General features: G+C 57.5%; 16 protein-coding genes. 1 reads left to right on the top strand and 15 read right to left on the bottom strand.

What is annotated here, in order from left to right; translation table 11 throughout:
• The 10 genes from ACR0AW_RS01420 to ACR0AW_RS01375 form a co-directional block, all read right to left on the bottom strand.
• Positions 1 to 852, bottom strand: a complete 852-nt coding sequence (locus tag ACR0AW_RS01420; RefSeq protein WP_170510277.1) for a branched-chain amino acid ABC transporter permease — start codon at positions 850 to 852, stop codon at positions 1 to 3.
• Positions 853 to 917: 65 nt separating this feature from the next.
• Positions 918 to 2198, bottom strand: coding sequence for an ABC transporter substrate-binding protein (locus tag ACR0AW_RS01415; protein ID WP_170732013.1), 1281 nt, complete (start codon positions 2196 to 2198; stop codon positions 918 to 920).
• Between the two features lie 96 nt (positions 2199 to 2294).
• Positions 2295 to 2705 carry a Rid family hydrolase gene (locus ACR0AW_RS01410; RefSeq protein ID WP_480438485.1) on the bottom strand — a complete coding sequence of 137 codons (411 nt, stop codon included), beginning with the start codon at positions 2703 to 2705 and terminating at the stop codon, positions 2295 to 2297.
• Positions 2702 to 3883 carry a malate dehydrogenase gene (locus ACR0AW_RS01405; RefSeq protein WP_170732011.1) on the bottom strand — a complete coding sequence of 394 codons (1182 nt, stop codon included), beginning with the start codon at positions 3881 to 3883 and terminating at the stop codon, positions 2702 to 2704. The genes ACR0AW_RS01410 and ACR0AW_RS01405 overlap by 4 nt, the downstream gene beginning before the upstream one ends.
• Entirely contained in the window at positions 3883 to 4506 is a 624-nt protein-coding gene (locus ACR0AW_RS01400) for a BMC domain-containing protein (RefSeq protein WP_170393272.1), read from the bottom strand. The genes ACR0AW_RS01405 and ACR0AW_RS01400 overlap by 1 nt, the downstream gene beginning before the upstream one ends.
• Positions 4503 to 5882 carry an aldehyde dehydrogenase family protein gene (locus ACR0AW_RS01395; RefSeq protein ID WP_170393273.1) on the bottom strand — a complete coding sequence of 460 codons (1380 nt, stop codon included), beginning with the start codon at positions 5880 to 5882 and terminating at the stop codon, positions 4503 to 4505. Before ACR0AW_RS01395 ends, ACR0AW_RS01400 begins: the two co-directional genes overlap by 4 nt.
• Positions 5882 to 7066 carry a hypothetical protein gene (locus ACR0AW_RS01390; RefSeq protein WP_170732009.1) on the bottom strand — a complete coding sequence of 395 codons (1185 nt, stop codon included), beginning with the start codon at positions 7064 to 7066 and terminating at the stop codon, positions 5882 to 5884. Before ACR0AW_RS01390 ends, ACR0AW_RS01395 begins: the two co-directional genes overlap by 1 nt.
• 23 nt (positions 7067 to 7089) lie before the next feature.
• Positions 7090 to 7398 carry a BMC domain-containing protein gene (locus ACR0AW_RS01385; RefSeq protein WP_170393275.1) on the bottom strand — a complete coding sequence of 103 codons (309 nt, stop codon included), beginning with the start codon at positions 7396 to 7398 and terminating at the stop codon, positions 7090 to 7092.
• Between the two features lie 43 nt (positions 7399 to 7441).
• Positions 7442 to 7708: a EutN/CcmL family microcompartment protein gene (locus ACR0AW_RS01380; protein ID WP_170393276.1), complete on the bottom strand. Its 267-nt coding sequence runs from the start codon at positions 7706 to 7708 to the stop codon at positions 7442 to 7444.
• On the bottom strand, positions 7708 to 9000 hold the full coding sequence (locus ACR0AW_RS01375) for a glutamine synthetase family protein (RefSeq protein ID WP_170405351.1): 1293 nt from the start codon (positions 8998 to 9000) through the stop codon (positions 7708 to 7710). Before ACR0AW_RS01375 ends, ACR0AW_RS01380 begins: the two co-directional genes overlap by 1 nt.
• A 92-nt stretch (positions 9001 to 9092) precedes the next feature.
• Here ACR0AW_RS01375 and ACR0AW_RS01370 point away from each other — a divergent pair, with 92 nt between their 5' ends.
• A complete protein-coding gene (locus tag ACR0AW_RS01370) occupies positions 9093 to 10232 on the top strand; it encodes an FAD-dependent oxidoreductase (RefSeq protein WP_170393278.1) in 1140 nt (379 codons plus the stop codon).
• Here ACR0AW_RS01370 and ACR0AW_RS01365 read toward each other — a convergent pair.
• From ACR0AW_RS01365 to ACR0AW_RS01345, 5 genes are all read right to left on the bottom strand, one after another.
• Complete coding sequence (locus ACR0AW_RS01365; RefSeq protein WP_170510714.1) at positions 10229 to 10579, bottom strand: hypothetical protein; 351 nt, start codon at positions 10577 to 10579, stop codon at positions 10229 to 10231. The genes ACR0AW_RS01370 and ACR0AW_RS01365 overlap by 4 nt on opposite strands.
• Before the next feature lie 89 nt (positions 10580 to 10668).
• Entirely contained in the window at positions 10669 to 11313 is a 645-nt protein-coding gene (locus tag ACR0AW_RS01360; RefSeq protein WP_170645947.1) for a type 1 glutamine amidotransferase, read from the bottom strand.
• A gap of 50 nt (positions 11314 to 11363) precedes the next feature.
• Positions 11364 to 12788 carry an FMN-binding glutamate synthase family protein gene (locus tag ACR0AW_RS01355; RefSeq protein ID WP_170393281.1) on the bottom strand — a complete coding sequence of 475 codons (1425 nt, stop codon included), beginning with the start codon at positions 12786 to 12788 and terminating at the stop codon, positions 11364 to 11366.
• Complete coding sequence (locus ACR0AW_RS01350) at positions 12773 to 13486, bottom strand: GltB/FmdC/FwdC-like GXGXG domain-containing protein (RefSeq protein WP_170393282.1); 714 nt, start codon at positions 13484 to 13486, stop codon at positions 12773 to 12775. Before ACR0AW_RS01350 ends, ACR0AW_RS01355 begins: the two co-directional genes overlap by 16 nt.
• A complete protein-coding gene (locus tag ACR0AW_RS01345; RefSeq protein ID WP_170421277.1) occupies positions 13483 to 14427 on the bottom strand; it encodes a class II glutamine amidotransferase domain-containing protein in 945 nt (314 codons plus the stop codon). Before ACR0AW_RS01345 ends, ACR0AW_RS01350 begins: the two co-directional genes overlap by 4 nt.
• Between the last annotated feature and the right edge of the window lie 58 nt (positions 14428 to 14485).

Below are 14485 nucleotides of genomic sequence, written 5' to 3'. Positions count from 1 at the left end.
TCACAGCTCCTCTCGGCCGAACAGGCCCTGCGGTCGCGTGACCAGCACCCCGATGATCAACAGCATCGTGAAAACACCGCGCAACTCAGGTGCAAGCGTCGCCACAACGATGACTTCGAGGAAGCCCACAATATGCGCCACCACCAAAGTGCCCAGAATCGAGCCGATCCCGCCAACGATAACCACAGCCACCGAAATGATTAGCGGAGCCACCCACATGGATGGCGATAGCTGAGTGTAGCTGGCAAAGAAGACGCCTCCGATTGCGCCCAATGCGCCAGAGATACCCCAGGTGATCAGATTGATGCGATCCGGATCGATCCCGGAAATTGCAGCGCCTTTAGCATCCATCGACACCGCCTGCATCGCCCGTCCGGTATGTGTGAGCCGCACAAAGGCATAGAGCCCAAGCAGAATTGCCCAGCTAATAAGGGTTGCGATCAGGATGTTATACGTGACCGAGGCCCCGGCCACATTGATCACCCCGGGAACAATCGGCAAAAGGATTTTGCTGCTGTCGCCAAAGACCAAAACGATCCCGGCCTGAATGACGACCGCAAGGATCAGCGTCGAAATCTCGACAGCCACGTGATCCCCTTTGAGCGTTTTGACAATCAAACGGTACTTCAGAACTCCCATCAGCACACCCAGCGCGGCGGCCACGGCAACCCCCATAAGCTTAGGCATTCCAAGTGATTGCGATATCCAGAAGTAAATGTAGCCGCCGACCATCAGATAGGCGCCATAGGCGAGATTCAGAACGCGGCCTATGCTGAAGATCAGCGTAAACCCCATTGCTATAAGCGCGTAGAGACCGCTGAGCAAAAGCCCCTGAATCAGTATCTGCAACATAAATGGATCCTTGGCTGCGGGTGCGCGTTGCCGCACACCCGTTTCGAGCTATGGTTGGGGCAGGTTTATGGCTTTACCCAGCTGGGCAGCGTGAACTCGCCCGTCGCGTATTTCTCGGGGTACACAACTGCGGCAGTGCCGTCTTCATACCACTGAACAACGACCATCGACGGGGCCGCATCATCAAACGGCTCGGAAAGATCAAAGCGAATGTTGTGGGGATAGGTGCGGCCTGTCACAGGCTCGACCTCATCATCGCCCCAGAAGGCATAGCGCAGCCAAAGCTGACCATCCATCTCAAGAACCAGATCCTGCTTCTTCATCGCATCGGCCCAGCCTTCGACATTGTCGAAGCCACCCGCCTCTTCCGCGGCAGCCATAGCCTGTTTCAGACCGTGATAGGCGTTGAACCCATTGAAATGCGGCAGCAGTGGGCGGCTGTCATACTTGGCCTGATAGGTATCAACAAAGGCCTGACTGGCCGGATCCAGCTTGAATCCCACGGAAGGAATCGGAGACAGGGTCGAGATGCCGCCACCGGCTCCGCCAGTGTCTTCCCAATATTCCATACCCAATGCGGCTACGTTTACGCCTGTCATAGCCATGGGAACTTGCAGTTTCACGTATTGCGACGAGACGACCTGCGAATTTACGGATGAGACCTGATAGATAAAGTCAGCCCCGGTATCCTGCGCCCGGCTGAAAATCGGCGCGAAATCAACGGTGGCTACGTCATAGATGATGATGTCCTTGACCTCGATCCCCGCAACTGGCGCAAGCGCCTCGGTCACCAATCCGGTGATCGCTTCGCCAAACGCTGTATCCTCAGCCAGAATGACAACGGAGTCCCAACCCATCTTTTCCTTCAGGACGTCTGCACCAAAATTTATGTAGAGCGTGGCAAGCGCCTCGTCTGAGGCGATGTTCATGAAATATGGTGCCATGCTTTCGGGATCTTCGACCACCATGTCGATGATGCCGATATATGACGTCCACGTGTCCAGCGTCGGAATCCGGTATTCCTGCATTCGCGGCAGCCAGCCCAGCGAAACATCATCGATAGAGCCTGAGATGATGAAATCTACTTCCTCGGTTTCCGCCAGATATTCATAGGCCCGCACCCCTTCGGTCGGGTCCTGCCCAGTGTCGGCGGACACCAGCGTGATCTGTTCCCCCATAACGCCGCCATTCGCATTAAGCTCTTCAATCGCGATCTCTGCACCACGCAGCGTCGACAGACCGGTGTCTGAGGAAAGAGATCCAATAAAGCCCACCTTGATTTCAGCTGCGGCCGCCGAGGCCACAAGCGCGATACATGTTCCGCTGAGTAGCGCTGTCTTGATCATCACATTAGCTCCCTGTGTCTTATTGTGCCCTTCTTGTATTCTGTATACAGTACACAAGACGATAGTTCGATCAAATCCTTTCTTGGTGACTCATGTTCAGATTCCGCTGATTTCGCCGTTTTCGTCGTGAATTACCGCATCCACATCGATTTCCACCGTCAAACCGGGTTGCGTCAGCCCGGCTTGAACGGCTGTCAGAACAGGATCGATATGTTTGAATACCTCTCCGTGAACGCTCGCGAATTCACCCGCGCGCGACAGATCGGTCAGATAGGCGCGGACCCGGCCTACATGGCGCATCTCGGCACCGACGGCCTTAAGCGCCTCTTCTATACGGGACAGAATGTATTTTGTTTGGGCTCCCACATCTCCTGGCGCATGAATACGCCCGCTGGGTTCGATCGCTGTGGTCCCTGCGACCCAAACGAAGGGACCGATGCGCTTTGCGCGGGAATAAGACGCAACTTCTTCGAACCGCCCGCCTGACTTCCAGATGCGGAGGGTCACAGGCCTAACCTCGATCGGATGGCATCCGCCGCTTTCTGCAAGGCTGCTTGTTCTTGATCGGTCAGCCGCAACTCCTCGACTTCGACCAACCCGGAAGACCCCAGATGGGCAGGAACACCAAGCACAACCCCATCGATGCCATATTCCCCCTGCAACATGACCGAGACCGGAACCGGGCCGGTGCGTGCGCCCCGGATATGGTCGATCAACTCGATCGACGCGTGCGCCGGTGCTATGGTTGCGGAACCGGATTTCTTCAGGGCAACTACCTGCCCACCGCCGGTCACGGCGTCCTGAACGCAAGCCTCAATCTGATCAGGCGATAAAAACACATCCAATGCCCTGCCCTTAATTTTTGCCCGGCTTGGGATTGGCGCCATCTCGTCCCCGTGGCTTCCGAGCGTGAAGGCTTCGACATCAGCGGGCGCTACTCCCGCAGCCATAGCAAGGGCGTTGCGAAACCGGCTGCTGTCCAGAGTACCGGCCATGCCCAGCACTCTTTCACGAGGGAACCCGGTTGCGCTCAGCATTTCTACGGTCATTTCGTCAAGCGGATTTGTCACCACGATGACGATGGCATCAGGCGCAGCGGAGCGTATGGCCTCAGCGGCCTGGCGGATCACGCGCGCATTCACGTCGATCAGATCCGCGCGGCTCATACCCGGACGCCGGGCACGGCCTGCGGTCACCACGACCACCTCAGCCCCTGCCACAAGGTCCAGCGACTCGCCGCCAACACATCGTGACCGAGCGCCGGTAATGCCTGACGTGTGGTTCAGATCCAACGCCGTAGCAGCGGCCATTCCGGGCGCAATATCGATCAGCGCGATCTCATCCGCGATATCCTGCATCGCCGCCAGATGCGCCACATTGCCCCCGACGCCCCCTGCCCCGATCATGGCAAGTTTGCCAAGCCTTCGGGCCTTGCGTTTCGAACGCACCGGAGCAACCCATTTGGGCGAGCGGCGATACAACACACGCTGCATTGAAATAGTAGCGTCTGTACGCGTTGGTTGTGGCTTTTCCAGCGGTCCGTCGACAAGCTTTATGCCAACACGCTCGGCAGTTTCGCGTGCCAAGGCCGTCACGATATCGTCGGGCAGGACTTCAAACACGATCCGACCGCGACGGCGGGCATCTTCGACCGCCTCTGAACCTATGACGCGCGGCGCTGCCATCAGTTGGCTTGCCCGTCCACCGCCTCTATCGCGCGGGTTGCGGCCTCGACGGCGGTCTTGACCGAGTTTTCAGACCCCGAGATGAACAGGCGGCCAAACCGCCCCACGGCGCGCACTTCGACAATATCGATCTCTGCCGCCTTCTCCGCTTCATTCGCGGCAATCGAGATATAAGCAGCCGGGGCACATTCGACGATGCCCAACGTCTGCCCTGGAACGATCAGAGCCCCCTTGCGCCATTTGTTCAGCAGTTGCGCCTGATAGGGTTCGACGCTGGTGATAATCTGCGTGGAACTGATCGCCGGCTTCAACCGGTCAGACATTGTTGCGCCGAGCTCGGCCAGCATCGCATCGCGCGCGGCGGACACCTCCGCATTCGACGGAGACCGCAGGATAAAGAACCCGAACTCGCGCTCGACCATCTGTGTTGTCGCCTCAACCGAAGATGCCTTGAGCGCCCGGTCGATCAGCGAGAATACTCCGTTACCCGGCGCAAACTCTCCGATCAAAACCGTATCCCCGGACAAGGGCACCGACCCTTGCACCGTCGCACCGTTATAGGCGGCGAATTTTGGTTGCAGGTTGTCGATCTGCATCAGCGCCCGGATGGTAATCTCGCTCATGCGCCATACTCCTCGTAAATGTCGCGCCATGGCCTGCTTTCGTAGGCAACCCGTTTGATGTTGATGAGATGCAGGGCTGTCACATTGTCCGAAGTGATCGAACCTGACCACGTGCCGGTGCCCAACATGAAGGATGGTTCCAGATCAGTCGAATATCCCATACCGCCCATGATGCCCGGTGTATTCACCAGTACCCGACCCGTCGGCACGGTGGCAAAACGGGCCACGATCTCAGGGTCGTCCGAATGGATGACCGAGGAATGACCCCACCCTTCGAACTTGGCGATGGATTGCGCCAACTCGATCCCATGGTCTGTGGATTTCGCCGCGTAGAACGCCAGAACGGGGTTCAGCTTTTCTGCAGACAGCGGGCGCTGCCAACCTACTTCAGTTTCTTCCGAGACGAGGCACCGGGTGCGTGGTGGGATGGAAAAACCGGCAGCATCCGCCAGCGCCTGCGGGCTTTGCCCCACCTTCTCAGGGTCCATGGTCTGCACGCCTTTGAAGATCACCCCGGCAAGACGATCCGCTTCGGCCGGAGTGCAGAAATAGGCACCTTTCAATTTTAGCTCGTGGCGCAAATCACGTGCGATCTCGGGATCAGCGACGACGGCCTGCTCACTGACGCAGGCGGTCCCGTAGTCAAAGCTCTTCGACGTCACGATCATCTCGGCGACTTCCGCCAGATCGCGTGCTTTCGACTTGTGTACGTAACACGGCACGTTGCCCGCACCGACCGCGAGCGTGGGTTTGCCGCTGGAATACGCCGCTTTGACCATGGCAGGACCACCGGTTGCCATCACAACCGAGGTACGGCGATGTTTCATCAACTCGGCTGTGCCCTGAATTGTCACGGAATCCAGACATTGGATTAGACCCTTGGGCGCACCAATTTGTTCAGCCACGCGCGCCATAATTCGCACCGTTTCGATGCCACAACTCACACCACGCGGATGCGGCGCACACACGATCGCATTGCCTGCCTTCACCGCAGAAAGCACTTTGTAGATGATGGTTGAAGTGGGGTTCGTCACCGGGATCAGAGCTGCCACAACGCCCATCGGTTCACCGAAGGCTGCGATCTTTGTCGCATCATCGCGCCAAAGCAATCCCAGCGTTGTCACATCTCTTAGATAATCCGCGACTGAAAGCGCGTTGAACAGGTTCTTGACGCGCTTGTCCGGCACATTCCCATATCCGGTTTCCTCGACGGCCATTTGCCCCAGCCGTTCGGCCTCGGGCTCGATGGCGCGCGCCATGGCGTCGACTATTGCGTCTACCTGCGCCGGGTCAGTGCCCAAAAAGGCGCGATAAGCCTCGAAAGCGCTATCTGCGGCACGCCGTGCGGCGGCGATTGATTTCAGATCTGCATCCATCAAGAAGCTCCGGTGACGATGGTGTCAAAGATACGGCGCGCTTGATCAACGTCGCCCGCTGAAACCCCTATGGCTTCGAGGCGCCGTCCAGCGGCAGCCACATCCGCCCCCAAAATTCGGTCGGACATCGCGATCAGGCTGTTCGTCAACGGGCTCGGGATACCCGCAAGCTCACCCGCTGAGACCAAAGGTACAAGCGAGCCCAACACCCCATCCCGCATCATACCGCGCGACGTTTGCTGATCCGGGATCGGACGCGCGCCCGAGCCACGTTCGGCGCCGGCAAAAGTGGATATCCACTGCCCTGTCTCCGGCAGATTACGAACTCCAAACGCAGCAGCAATGCGTCGCCGTTCGTCTGCAAGACCCTGAATGACCTCTGTCTGGTCCGGACCAATCAGAGACGCAAAGGTCTGGTTATCCTCAAGCTGAACACCACCCATTGGAATGTCAGGACCACCTGTCCCCATTGCGGCACCGCCGAGGATCAGCGCAGGTATCTCGACTGCGGCCGACAGATCGTTGAAGCCGCACGACAAAACCGAGTCGACCGCCTGAACGTTGGACAAATAGGCGGACACGGCGTCCAGAACCTCTTCCCGACCGCGCGGCAAGGTTGCCGCAGCCATCGGTGCCGCCTGCGAAAGCGTCAAAGCTGCGCCCTCGGAACGGAACCAGTATGGCAGACCCTGAACCTCGACCAGCGTGACGTCCGCCGCGCAGCCTCCGATCCGCAACAACCAGGCTGTTTCCACAGCCCCCAAAGATCGTCCCGGCGCAAGGACCAAGATTTGCCCGTCGCTGAGGTGATCGGCCAGCACCATCGCATAAGTGCGCTGTTTGTGAAGCGGTCCGGTCAGGAATATCACCTGTGCATCGCGCACCGCTGCATCCAGCTCAGCGGTTGTGCGCACCGACGGCCCATCCCGATCGACTTGATAGGTCCCGACCGGACCTTCACCGCGAAGCGAAATGCCCGAGGACTGGGCCAACAGCGACAGTTCGGCCCCATAGGCCGAAAACAAGGTGACCTCAGCCCCTTCGGCAAGGCAAAGAGCGGCCAACAGGCGTGCATCAGCCCCGCCGCCCAACACCGATATCCGGTCGAGCTTGGGATGTTCAGGTGCACCCCGGGTTGAGCCACGTGTCGCTGCACGTGTGAATTCCTCGAAACCGGCTGACATAGCGTCTCCTCAAGACAGACGGATTAAGCCGCAGAGCCAGCACCAAGGCTGTCGATTATGGCCTCAAGTTCATCATGTGGGCGCGCGATCACGTGGACGGATACGACTTCACCCACTTTGTTTGCCGCTGTCGCACCGGCATCCGCGGCGGCTTTGACTGCGCCGACTTCACCACGCACAAGGGTGGTGACTAGGCCTCCGCCAGCCTTGGTTTGGCCGACAATCGAAACGCTGGCCGCCTTGACCATCGCATCTGCCGCTTCGATCGCGCCGACCAGTCCGCGCGTTTCGATCATGCCCAGGGCCATTTGCCCCGCCACTGGTTTCGCCATTTTTCGTTCCTCCAAAGAAATTTAGATGTTTGGTGTTCTTGGTTCAGGTCGTGGACACGCGATCCACAATCGCGATGATCGCCAGATCGACGGGCGCGGTGGACAGACCGGCGGCCATACGCGCCGCCGAGCCGTTGACCAGCAGAACCGTATCCCCCACCCCGGCACCGCAGGTGTCGACGGCGACCCGCGCCGGTTCGATCACCTTGCCTTTGCTATCGACCAAATCCGTCACCAGCAGTTTCGTACCGACCAGTTTTGCGTCTTTGGCCGTGGCTGTGACGGTCCCGGCGACCTTGCCCAAATGCATCAGAAGGTCCTCAGGTAGCGGTCCAACTCAACCGGAGTGACCTGTTGATTGAAGAATTCAAGCTCGCGCTCAGCCTGCTGCAGAACCAGCTCCCACAGCATTTCGCCCATGAGATCGCGAAGCCATTCGGATCCTCGCGCCAGTTCGATCGCCGTTGGCAAGTCGGTTGGGATCGGATCGCCGATCCCTTCTTCGTAACCGTTGCCGGTTGTCGGCTCTGACGGAGCCAGGCCCTGCTCGATCCCGTCCAGCCCCGCTGCAATCTCGGCCGCCAGCAGAAGGTAGGGATTGGCATCTGCACCAGCGTCACGTTTTTCTACGCGCACCGCGCTGTCGGATCCTTCAATGACCCGAATACCAACGGTCCGGTTGTCATAACCCCAGCTCGTGTTGATCGGGCAGAAAGTATAAGGCTGACGGCGTCGATAACCATTGACGGTGCCACTGCCACAGATTGCCGTTTCGCACATGCGTTGTTGCAGCCCGGCGATGAAGGATTTGCCGGTATCGTTTATCTTGCCGTTATCGGCAAAGACATTCTTGCCGTCTTTCCAAAGCGAGTAGTGTGTGTGGAAGCCGTTGCCGGACTGATCGAAGAACGGTTTTGGCATGAAGGTTGCCAGATAGCCGTGGGCGATGCCCAGCTGGCGGATCAGCGACTTAAACAAGACGACACGATCTGCCGCTGCCAGCGCTTCGCCGTAACGGATATTCACCTCAATCTGACCCGCAGCGTATTCGGGGTTCGATTGCTCGATTGGAATACCGCACTCGTTGATCTGTTGGCGGATCGGCCCAACGATGTGCTCCATCCGCGCAGCACGGCCCAGACCGTAGACCTGGATCCCGCTATCGCGCGGCTGTCCGGTCTCCGGATCCAGTAGATAGAATTCAAGTTCAGTACCGACATTGACCTCGAACCCCATTTCGCGGGCCCGTTCAACTTGACGCACCAACGCCTGACGCGGATCGATCGGAACAGGCTTGTGATCCATACCTTCCGCCCGACCAAAGCAAACAGCGACGCCTGGCTCCCACGGCACAGCGACGGGCTGGGTCATTGGGAAGACGTGCATATCGGGGTAGCCGTTGTCGAAATTGACATAAGGCGTATCCCAGACGTCGCACGTCATATCGATCGCCATCAATGCAATCGACAGCGCATTGCCGCTTTTGCAGACGTGGTCCCAGTGGCTGGCCGGAATGCGCTTGCCACGCATGATGCCGTTGAGGTCACCCACACCAAGTATGACGGTGTGCGTGCCTTCGGGCAGATCAAATCCCGAACTCATTGATGCGCTCTCCCTGTTTTTTGGCTTTATAATTGTTGTATTCTGTATACAGTATTCACAAAGACAATCGATAAACAAGGAAAATCTGCATCATGTCCAAGAACTCGGTCATCGTTGTCGGAGGCGGCATCGTCGGCGTCATGACGGCGCTTACACTGCAACGACGTGGTGAGGCAGTGACTTTGATAGATCGCTGGGAACCGGGACATTCCCGTGCATCTTCAACGGATTACAACCGTGTCATCCGTGCGATTTCCGGGCGGGATGAGTTCTATACACGTTGGGCCCGCGAAAGCCGCCTGCGCTGGCTGGAACTGCAAGCCGAGAGCGGCCAGAACCTGATGTATGAATGCGGTGCGCTGATTCTTGCAACAGGCGGTCATTGCGACTGGGAGAACGCCACAGCCGAAACCTTCGACCGCGTTGGTGTGCCCTACTACAAGTTCGGGCGGCAGGACATCGAATCGCGATTTCCGCAGTTTCGCGTTCCTGACATCGAATACGCCCTGTTCGAACCCGAAGCCGGAATGTTAATGGCACATCGCTGCGTCTTGACCGGGCTTGAACTGTTTCGTCGAGCGGGCGGGATCGTACAGCGCGGTCGCGTGACCACAGATGGATCAGAGCGCCCAATGCTGGATGGAAAGCCGCTTGAGGCTGATCTTATCATTGTCTCAACCGGCCCCTGGATGGCGGACATGTTCCCCAGGACGATCAAGCCGATATCGACGGTGGTTGGTGTGAATGTCCTCTATACCTCAACGCCAGATGGGTCCGAGGAGTTCGATATGAGCCGGATGCCCTGCTGGATCGATCATGGTCAAGGCTCATTCGGGCTGCCCTCCTCCGAGGGTTCAGGCGTGAAAGCCGCGGTCGTAATTCCGGACAAGATCGACCTAGACAATGACGAAAGGCTGATCCGGCAGGAAACGCTGGGACGCACTCGCAGCTACATCCGTCATCGTCTTCCGGGCCTTGAGGGTGAGCGGGTCGTGGATTCCAAATTCAACCAAATCATCCTGACGCCAGACACGCACTTTATTGTCGACTGGCACCCCGAGCATGAAAACGTGCTGTTCGCCGGAGGCTGCTCGGGACATCTGTTCAAACACGCGCCGGTTTTTGCAGAATTTGCGGCAGGTGTTGGAATGAAGGATTTCGGAACGGCTGATCGTTTCAAGATCACTGGTCGAAGAAAACTGAGCCCAAAAGAAAGTCCAAGCGGGCGTTAACCTTCTGAAAGCGCCGCATAGAGTCCTGAATTCGGGCACTTTTCCTGAGGCAGGCGAACGCCTGATCGAATTGCATCTCGGCAGGTCTTTGCTTGGCGACAATGTCCACATTTTTCCGCCAACTCAAGGCCAAGCTCAGGATGGGCATTAAGATCATCTTCACTCAGGCCAAACTGACTAGCCATCGAGAGTATACGCTCTCGCGCGTTGGGCGCGCCAGAGCGCAACATGGCCAAGTCAGCGCGGGACAGGCCGAGATCCGATAGCTCCAGATCGCTGATACTTCCCTCGCGTGGAGCATTCACAATCCGCGCAATCCTCTCAAAGAAATCCTTGTATCCCGTCATTGCCAAATCTCCCAACCGATTGCGTATACAGTATACAAAATGCGGCTTGGCTGGACTTGATTAGGATCAAGAGCCGTTCGCTCAAACGCTTATTGCTCAGGGACGTATGCACCGCGAAAAAGCTCTACTGCTTGAAGCGCTGCAATATCGTCCGGCACCTTTGCCGCGTTGATCGAGGACATCCCATCATCCGCCTCAGTAGCTGACAAAAGCACCTCTCGACCTCTAGTGAACAGATCGCGCAAGTGATGCGCCTTGTATTCGGGATGAAACTGAACAGAGCGGGCAGGAAAATCATAATCCAGTGCACCAACTGGACAGTGGCCCGCTGATCCGGTCACCCGAGCCGAGTCCGGAATGCTTGTTACCTGATCCTGATGCCAGACATATGCATCCACGCTATCTCCGCCATAGTCGAAGGGCCGTGCGCCAACGACATTGCCTACCTCGGCTTTCTCGGCCTGACCACCATAGACGTCAGCCATGATCTGATGACCGAAACAGATACCAAAGACTGGTTTTCGGATTTCTCGACAACGGTCCAGGAAGGCACGTAGCGGCTGCATCCAATCCGTGTCATCATAAACGCCAAATTCAGATCCGCCGACTATAGCACCGTCGAAATCGCTCTCGTCCGGGAGCGGTTCTCCATCAACAACCCCGACTACTACGAACTCGGCTTCCGGTAGGTGTGGGGCGATCCACTCCTGTATCTGCTGTGAAGTCCGCGGCATTCCCTCCAACAATGGCAGCGGGTGGCTAGTCAACTCAAGAACTGCGATTTTCACCAGTCAAAAGCCCTGTCAATTCCAGCCATTTTCACCCCAGTGAAAGCTGACGCTTGAAAGCTAAGCGCACGCAAGTCTTCGGTTTCCAGATTGTGTACCGAGGACTTTCCGCAGGCTTTCGCAAGCGCTGTAATCTCCATGGTCATGGCCGTCAAATAGCGCGCAATGCGCTCTGCCCCTGCATTCGGGTTCATACGAGCTTCGAGACTTTCATCCTGCGTCGCAATCCCGACCGGGCAGCGACCTGTGTGACAATGGTGGCAGGCACCGGGGGATGTTCCCAAGGCCGCGTAATCTTCGAGATAGCGCGGACTGTTGCACCCTAGCGCAACCATAGCCGCGTTGCCGATCATCACAGCGTCAGCACCGAGGGCCAGACACTTCGCCGCGTCCACACCGGACCGAATGCCACCGGCAGCGACCAGAGAGACTTTGCCGGTCATGCCGCATTCGTCTAATGCTTCACGCGCAGCGCGAATGGCGCTCATCGTCGGGATACCGGTATGGTTTAACAACAACTCCGGAGACGCGCCGGTACCACCTTCGGCACCATCAACTACTACAACATCAGCACCCGCTTTGGCGGCAACTGCCACGTCAAACCGGGGACGTGTCGCACCCATCTTGATGAAGATCGGCACCTGATAGTTGGTGGCGATGCGCAATTCTTCAATCTTCACTGCCAAATCATCAGCGCCGAGAAAATCTGGATGGCGGATCGTAGATCGCTGATCCACGCCTTCGGGCAAAGTTCGCATCTGGCTGACGCGCGGGCTGACCTTCATACCCAGCAACAGACCCCCGGTTCCGGGTTTCGCACCCTGCCCCACGACAAGTTCCAAGGCATCCGCGCGGCGCAGATGATCCAGATCCACACCATACCGCGCGGGTGACATCTGATAGAGCAGGCGTTGGGAGGCTTCGCGCTCCTCTTCCAGCATGCCACCCTCACCCGTGCAAGTCATGGTTCCTACTTTCGAGGCCCCATAACCCAGCGATGCCTTGGCCGATGCCGACAAAGCACCAAAGGACATTGAAGCGATGTAGATCGGGATCTTCAATTCAAGCGGGCGCTCCACAAGGCCGCGCCCTCCACCCAGTACGGTCGTCGTATCGCAATTCTCGCGATAGCCTTCCAGCGGCAGGCGGGTCATCGTTGCAGGAACGAATGTCAGATCATCAAAGGTCGGCAATTGCTTGTTGAACGTGTTGTATCCACGTACCTGATAGCGCCCAAGCTGCGCCAGCGCGTGAACTTCCGAGATCGCCTCGGGTGTCCAGCGGGTCGAACCTCCTTCATCATACGACGAAGGAACGCCAGCCGGGCGGCCGTCGATCGCTCCCGCATCGCGGAACCTGATTTCCTCTTCCGAGGCAACGTCGAACGGATATTCGTAAGGTTTACTCAGATCATGAGCCATGCGCTTGCGTCCCTGCTTTCAAAATACCAAAGACGCTGGCCCGAAACCATTTTGCGCCAATTTCGCGAACTGTCGACAAGCCCGAGCGGGTCGAGGATCGCATCGACCTCGGCCACTTCTTCAGCAGTCGGTTCGATCACGTCGACATCCACACCCAGGCTGTCGACCTCGCCAGCTACCCAGACCTCACCTTCCCAAAGCGCATCAGCACAGGATTCCCCCGCTCCGCCAAGCGCTATGATCCGACCGGAATGCGCCATGAAGCCGGACTGATAGCCAATCTTTCCTTCGACGACGATGTTTCCACCTTTCATCGCAACGCCGACCCTTGGGCCCGCATCGCCTTTGACATGGATCGTGCCGCCGATCATCGCAGCACCACAGGACATACCGGCATAGCCACCGACAGTGATGTGCCCCTTGGCCATACCTTCGCCAACGGCCCACCCACAATTGCGCTCAATTGTGATGTTCGCCCCGGTGTTGAGGCCGCCGCAGTAGTACCCCACAGAGCCCTCAAATGTGATATCCACATTGTCTGGCAGACCCACGCCCAAATTATGACGAGACAGCGTATCTACCACGCGGATCGGCCGACCCATTGTGCAGGCTTCCATTATCTCACGATTGACCTCGCGGATATGTCGCTTGCCGACTTCGATGACGATCTCATCCATCTTTGCAGCCACCTCATTCATGCCGCCAAACTCCGGTTTCCGACGCCCCAGATACCGGTCAGCGACGGGCCGTCGTAGTTGATCACATCGCATTCCTCGGTCATCACCCGGCGGACCGCTTGTTCTTCGGTCGCAGCCGCCAGATCGCCATTGCGGTTGACGACGACCAGAGGCTTCATTGCAAATCGGTCTTTGGCAAACCCAATCCCGTTTGGCGTTGCGATCATGTAGGTAAACACACCATCGATAGAGGTAATGGACTTCTTTAGCGCCTGCTCCATGGTCAGGCCCGCCTTCATCTGGTCGCTGACCCAGACGGCAATCAACTCGCTGTCATTCTCAGTCAAGAACCGATAACCCATTCGGGTCAGCTTATCGCGCCAAGTGAAGTAATCGGTGATCTGCCCGTTATGTACGATCGCGACATCCGAAAATGGGCGCGCCCAGAACGGATGCGATGCGTTAGGCAATACCGAACTTTCCGTCGCAAGCCGCGCATGCCCCAGCCCATGTGTTCCTATCATATCGCGAACGCCGTGCTTTTCTGCCACGGCTTCGGCACCACCAATATCCTTGATGATCTCAAGACTGCGGCCGCAGGATTGAACTTCAATGCGGTCTGTCAGCTCATCCGCGTCCGCGACCCAGGCTTGAAGATTCCTTGGGTCTGAAATTTCCATCCGAAAGCAATAGTGACGACTTTGGTCCGTTACGATTTGGGGGTCAGACAGAAAGCTGCTTCCGTGTTCACGCAATATCGTTTCAAACGCGGAGAGATCCGCATCCTGTTGAGACTTGTCGAATCCCATTCCGCGTAAAACGTACCCCGTTTCCCGAGGCAAACCATAAACGGCGAAGCCAGTGCTGTCGGCGCCTCGATGTTCCTGCGCATCCATCAGGTCAACAAGATCCGCCCCAACCTTCCCGGGCGCGGCCAGTATTCTACCAGCAATTCCACACATGAAGAGCTCCCTGTTCATTCTTTCTTGTATACTGTATACAGTACACGAACAATAGCAA

Source organism: Ruegeria sp. C5, from assembly GCF_056537605.1.
The sequence above is the reverse complement of the archived record's forward strand: the minus strand, read 5'-3'. Positions and strand labels throughout refer to the sequence as shown.

Bases quoted from the DNA above. Each gene is read 5' to 3' on its own strand.
- ACR0AW_RS01420 (WP_170510277.1), bottom strand. From the start codon at position 852: ATGTTGCAGATACTGATTCAGGGGCTTTTGCTCAGCGGTCTCTACGCG.
- ACR0AW_RS01415 (WP_170732013.1), bottom strand. From the start codon at position 2,198: ATGATCAAGACAGCGCTACTCAGCGGAACATGTATCGCGCTTGTGGCC.
- ACR0AW_RS01405 (WP_170732011.1), bottom strand. From the start codon at position 3,883: ATGGCAGCGCCGCGCGTCATAGGTTCAGAGGCGGTCGAAGATGCCCGC.
- ACR0AW_RS01400 (WP_170393272.1), bottom strand. From the start codon at position 4,506: ATGAGCGAGATTACCATCCGGGCGCTGATGCAGATCGACAACCTGCAA.
- ACR0AW_RS01395 (WP_170393273.1), bottom strand. From the start codon at position 5,882: ATGGATGCAGATCTGAAATCAATCGCCGCCGCACGGCGTGCCGCAGAT.
- ACR0AW_RS01390 (WP_170732009.1), bottom strand. From the start codon at position 7,066: ATGTCAGCCGGTTTCGAGGAATTCACACGTGCAGCGACACGTGGCTCA.
- ACR0AW_RS01385 (WP_170393275.1), bottom strand. From the start codon at position 7,398: ATGGCGAAACCAGTGGCGGGGCAAATGGCCCTGGGCATGATCGAAACG.
- ACR0AW_RS01380 (WP_170393276.1), bottom strand. From the start codon at position 7,708: ATGCATTTGGGCAAGGTCGCCGGGACCGTCACAGCCACGGCCAAAGAC.
- ACR0AW_RS01375 (WP_170405351.1), bottom strand. From the start codon at position 9,000: ATGAGTTCGGGATTTGATCTGCCCGAAGGCACGCACACCGTCATACTT.
- ACR0AW_RS01370 (WP_170393278.1), top strand. From the start codon at position 9,093: ATGTCCAAGAACTCGGTCATCGTTGTCGGAGGCGGCATCGTCGGCGTC.
- ACR0AW_RS01365 (WP_170510714.1), bottom strand. From the start codon at position 10,579: ATGACGGGATACAAGGATTTCTTTGAGAGGATTGCGCGGATTGTGAAT.
- ACR0AW_RS01360 (WP_170645947.1), bottom strand. From the start codon at position 11,313: ATGCCGCGGACTTCACAGCAGATACAGGAGTGGATCGCCCCACACCTA.
- ACR0AW_RS01355 (WP_170393281.1), bottom strand. From the start codon at position 12,788: ATGGCTCATGATCTGAGTAAACCTTACGAATATCCGTTCGACGTTGCC.
- ACR0AW_RS01350 (WP_170393282.1), bottom strand. From the start codon at position 13,486: ATGAATGAGGTGGCTGCAAAGATGGATGAGATCGTCATCGAAGTCGGC.
- ACR0AW_RS01345 (WP_170421277.1), bottom strand. From the start codon at position 14,427: ATGTGTGGAATTGCTGGTAGAATACTGGCCGCGCCCGGGAAGGTTGGG.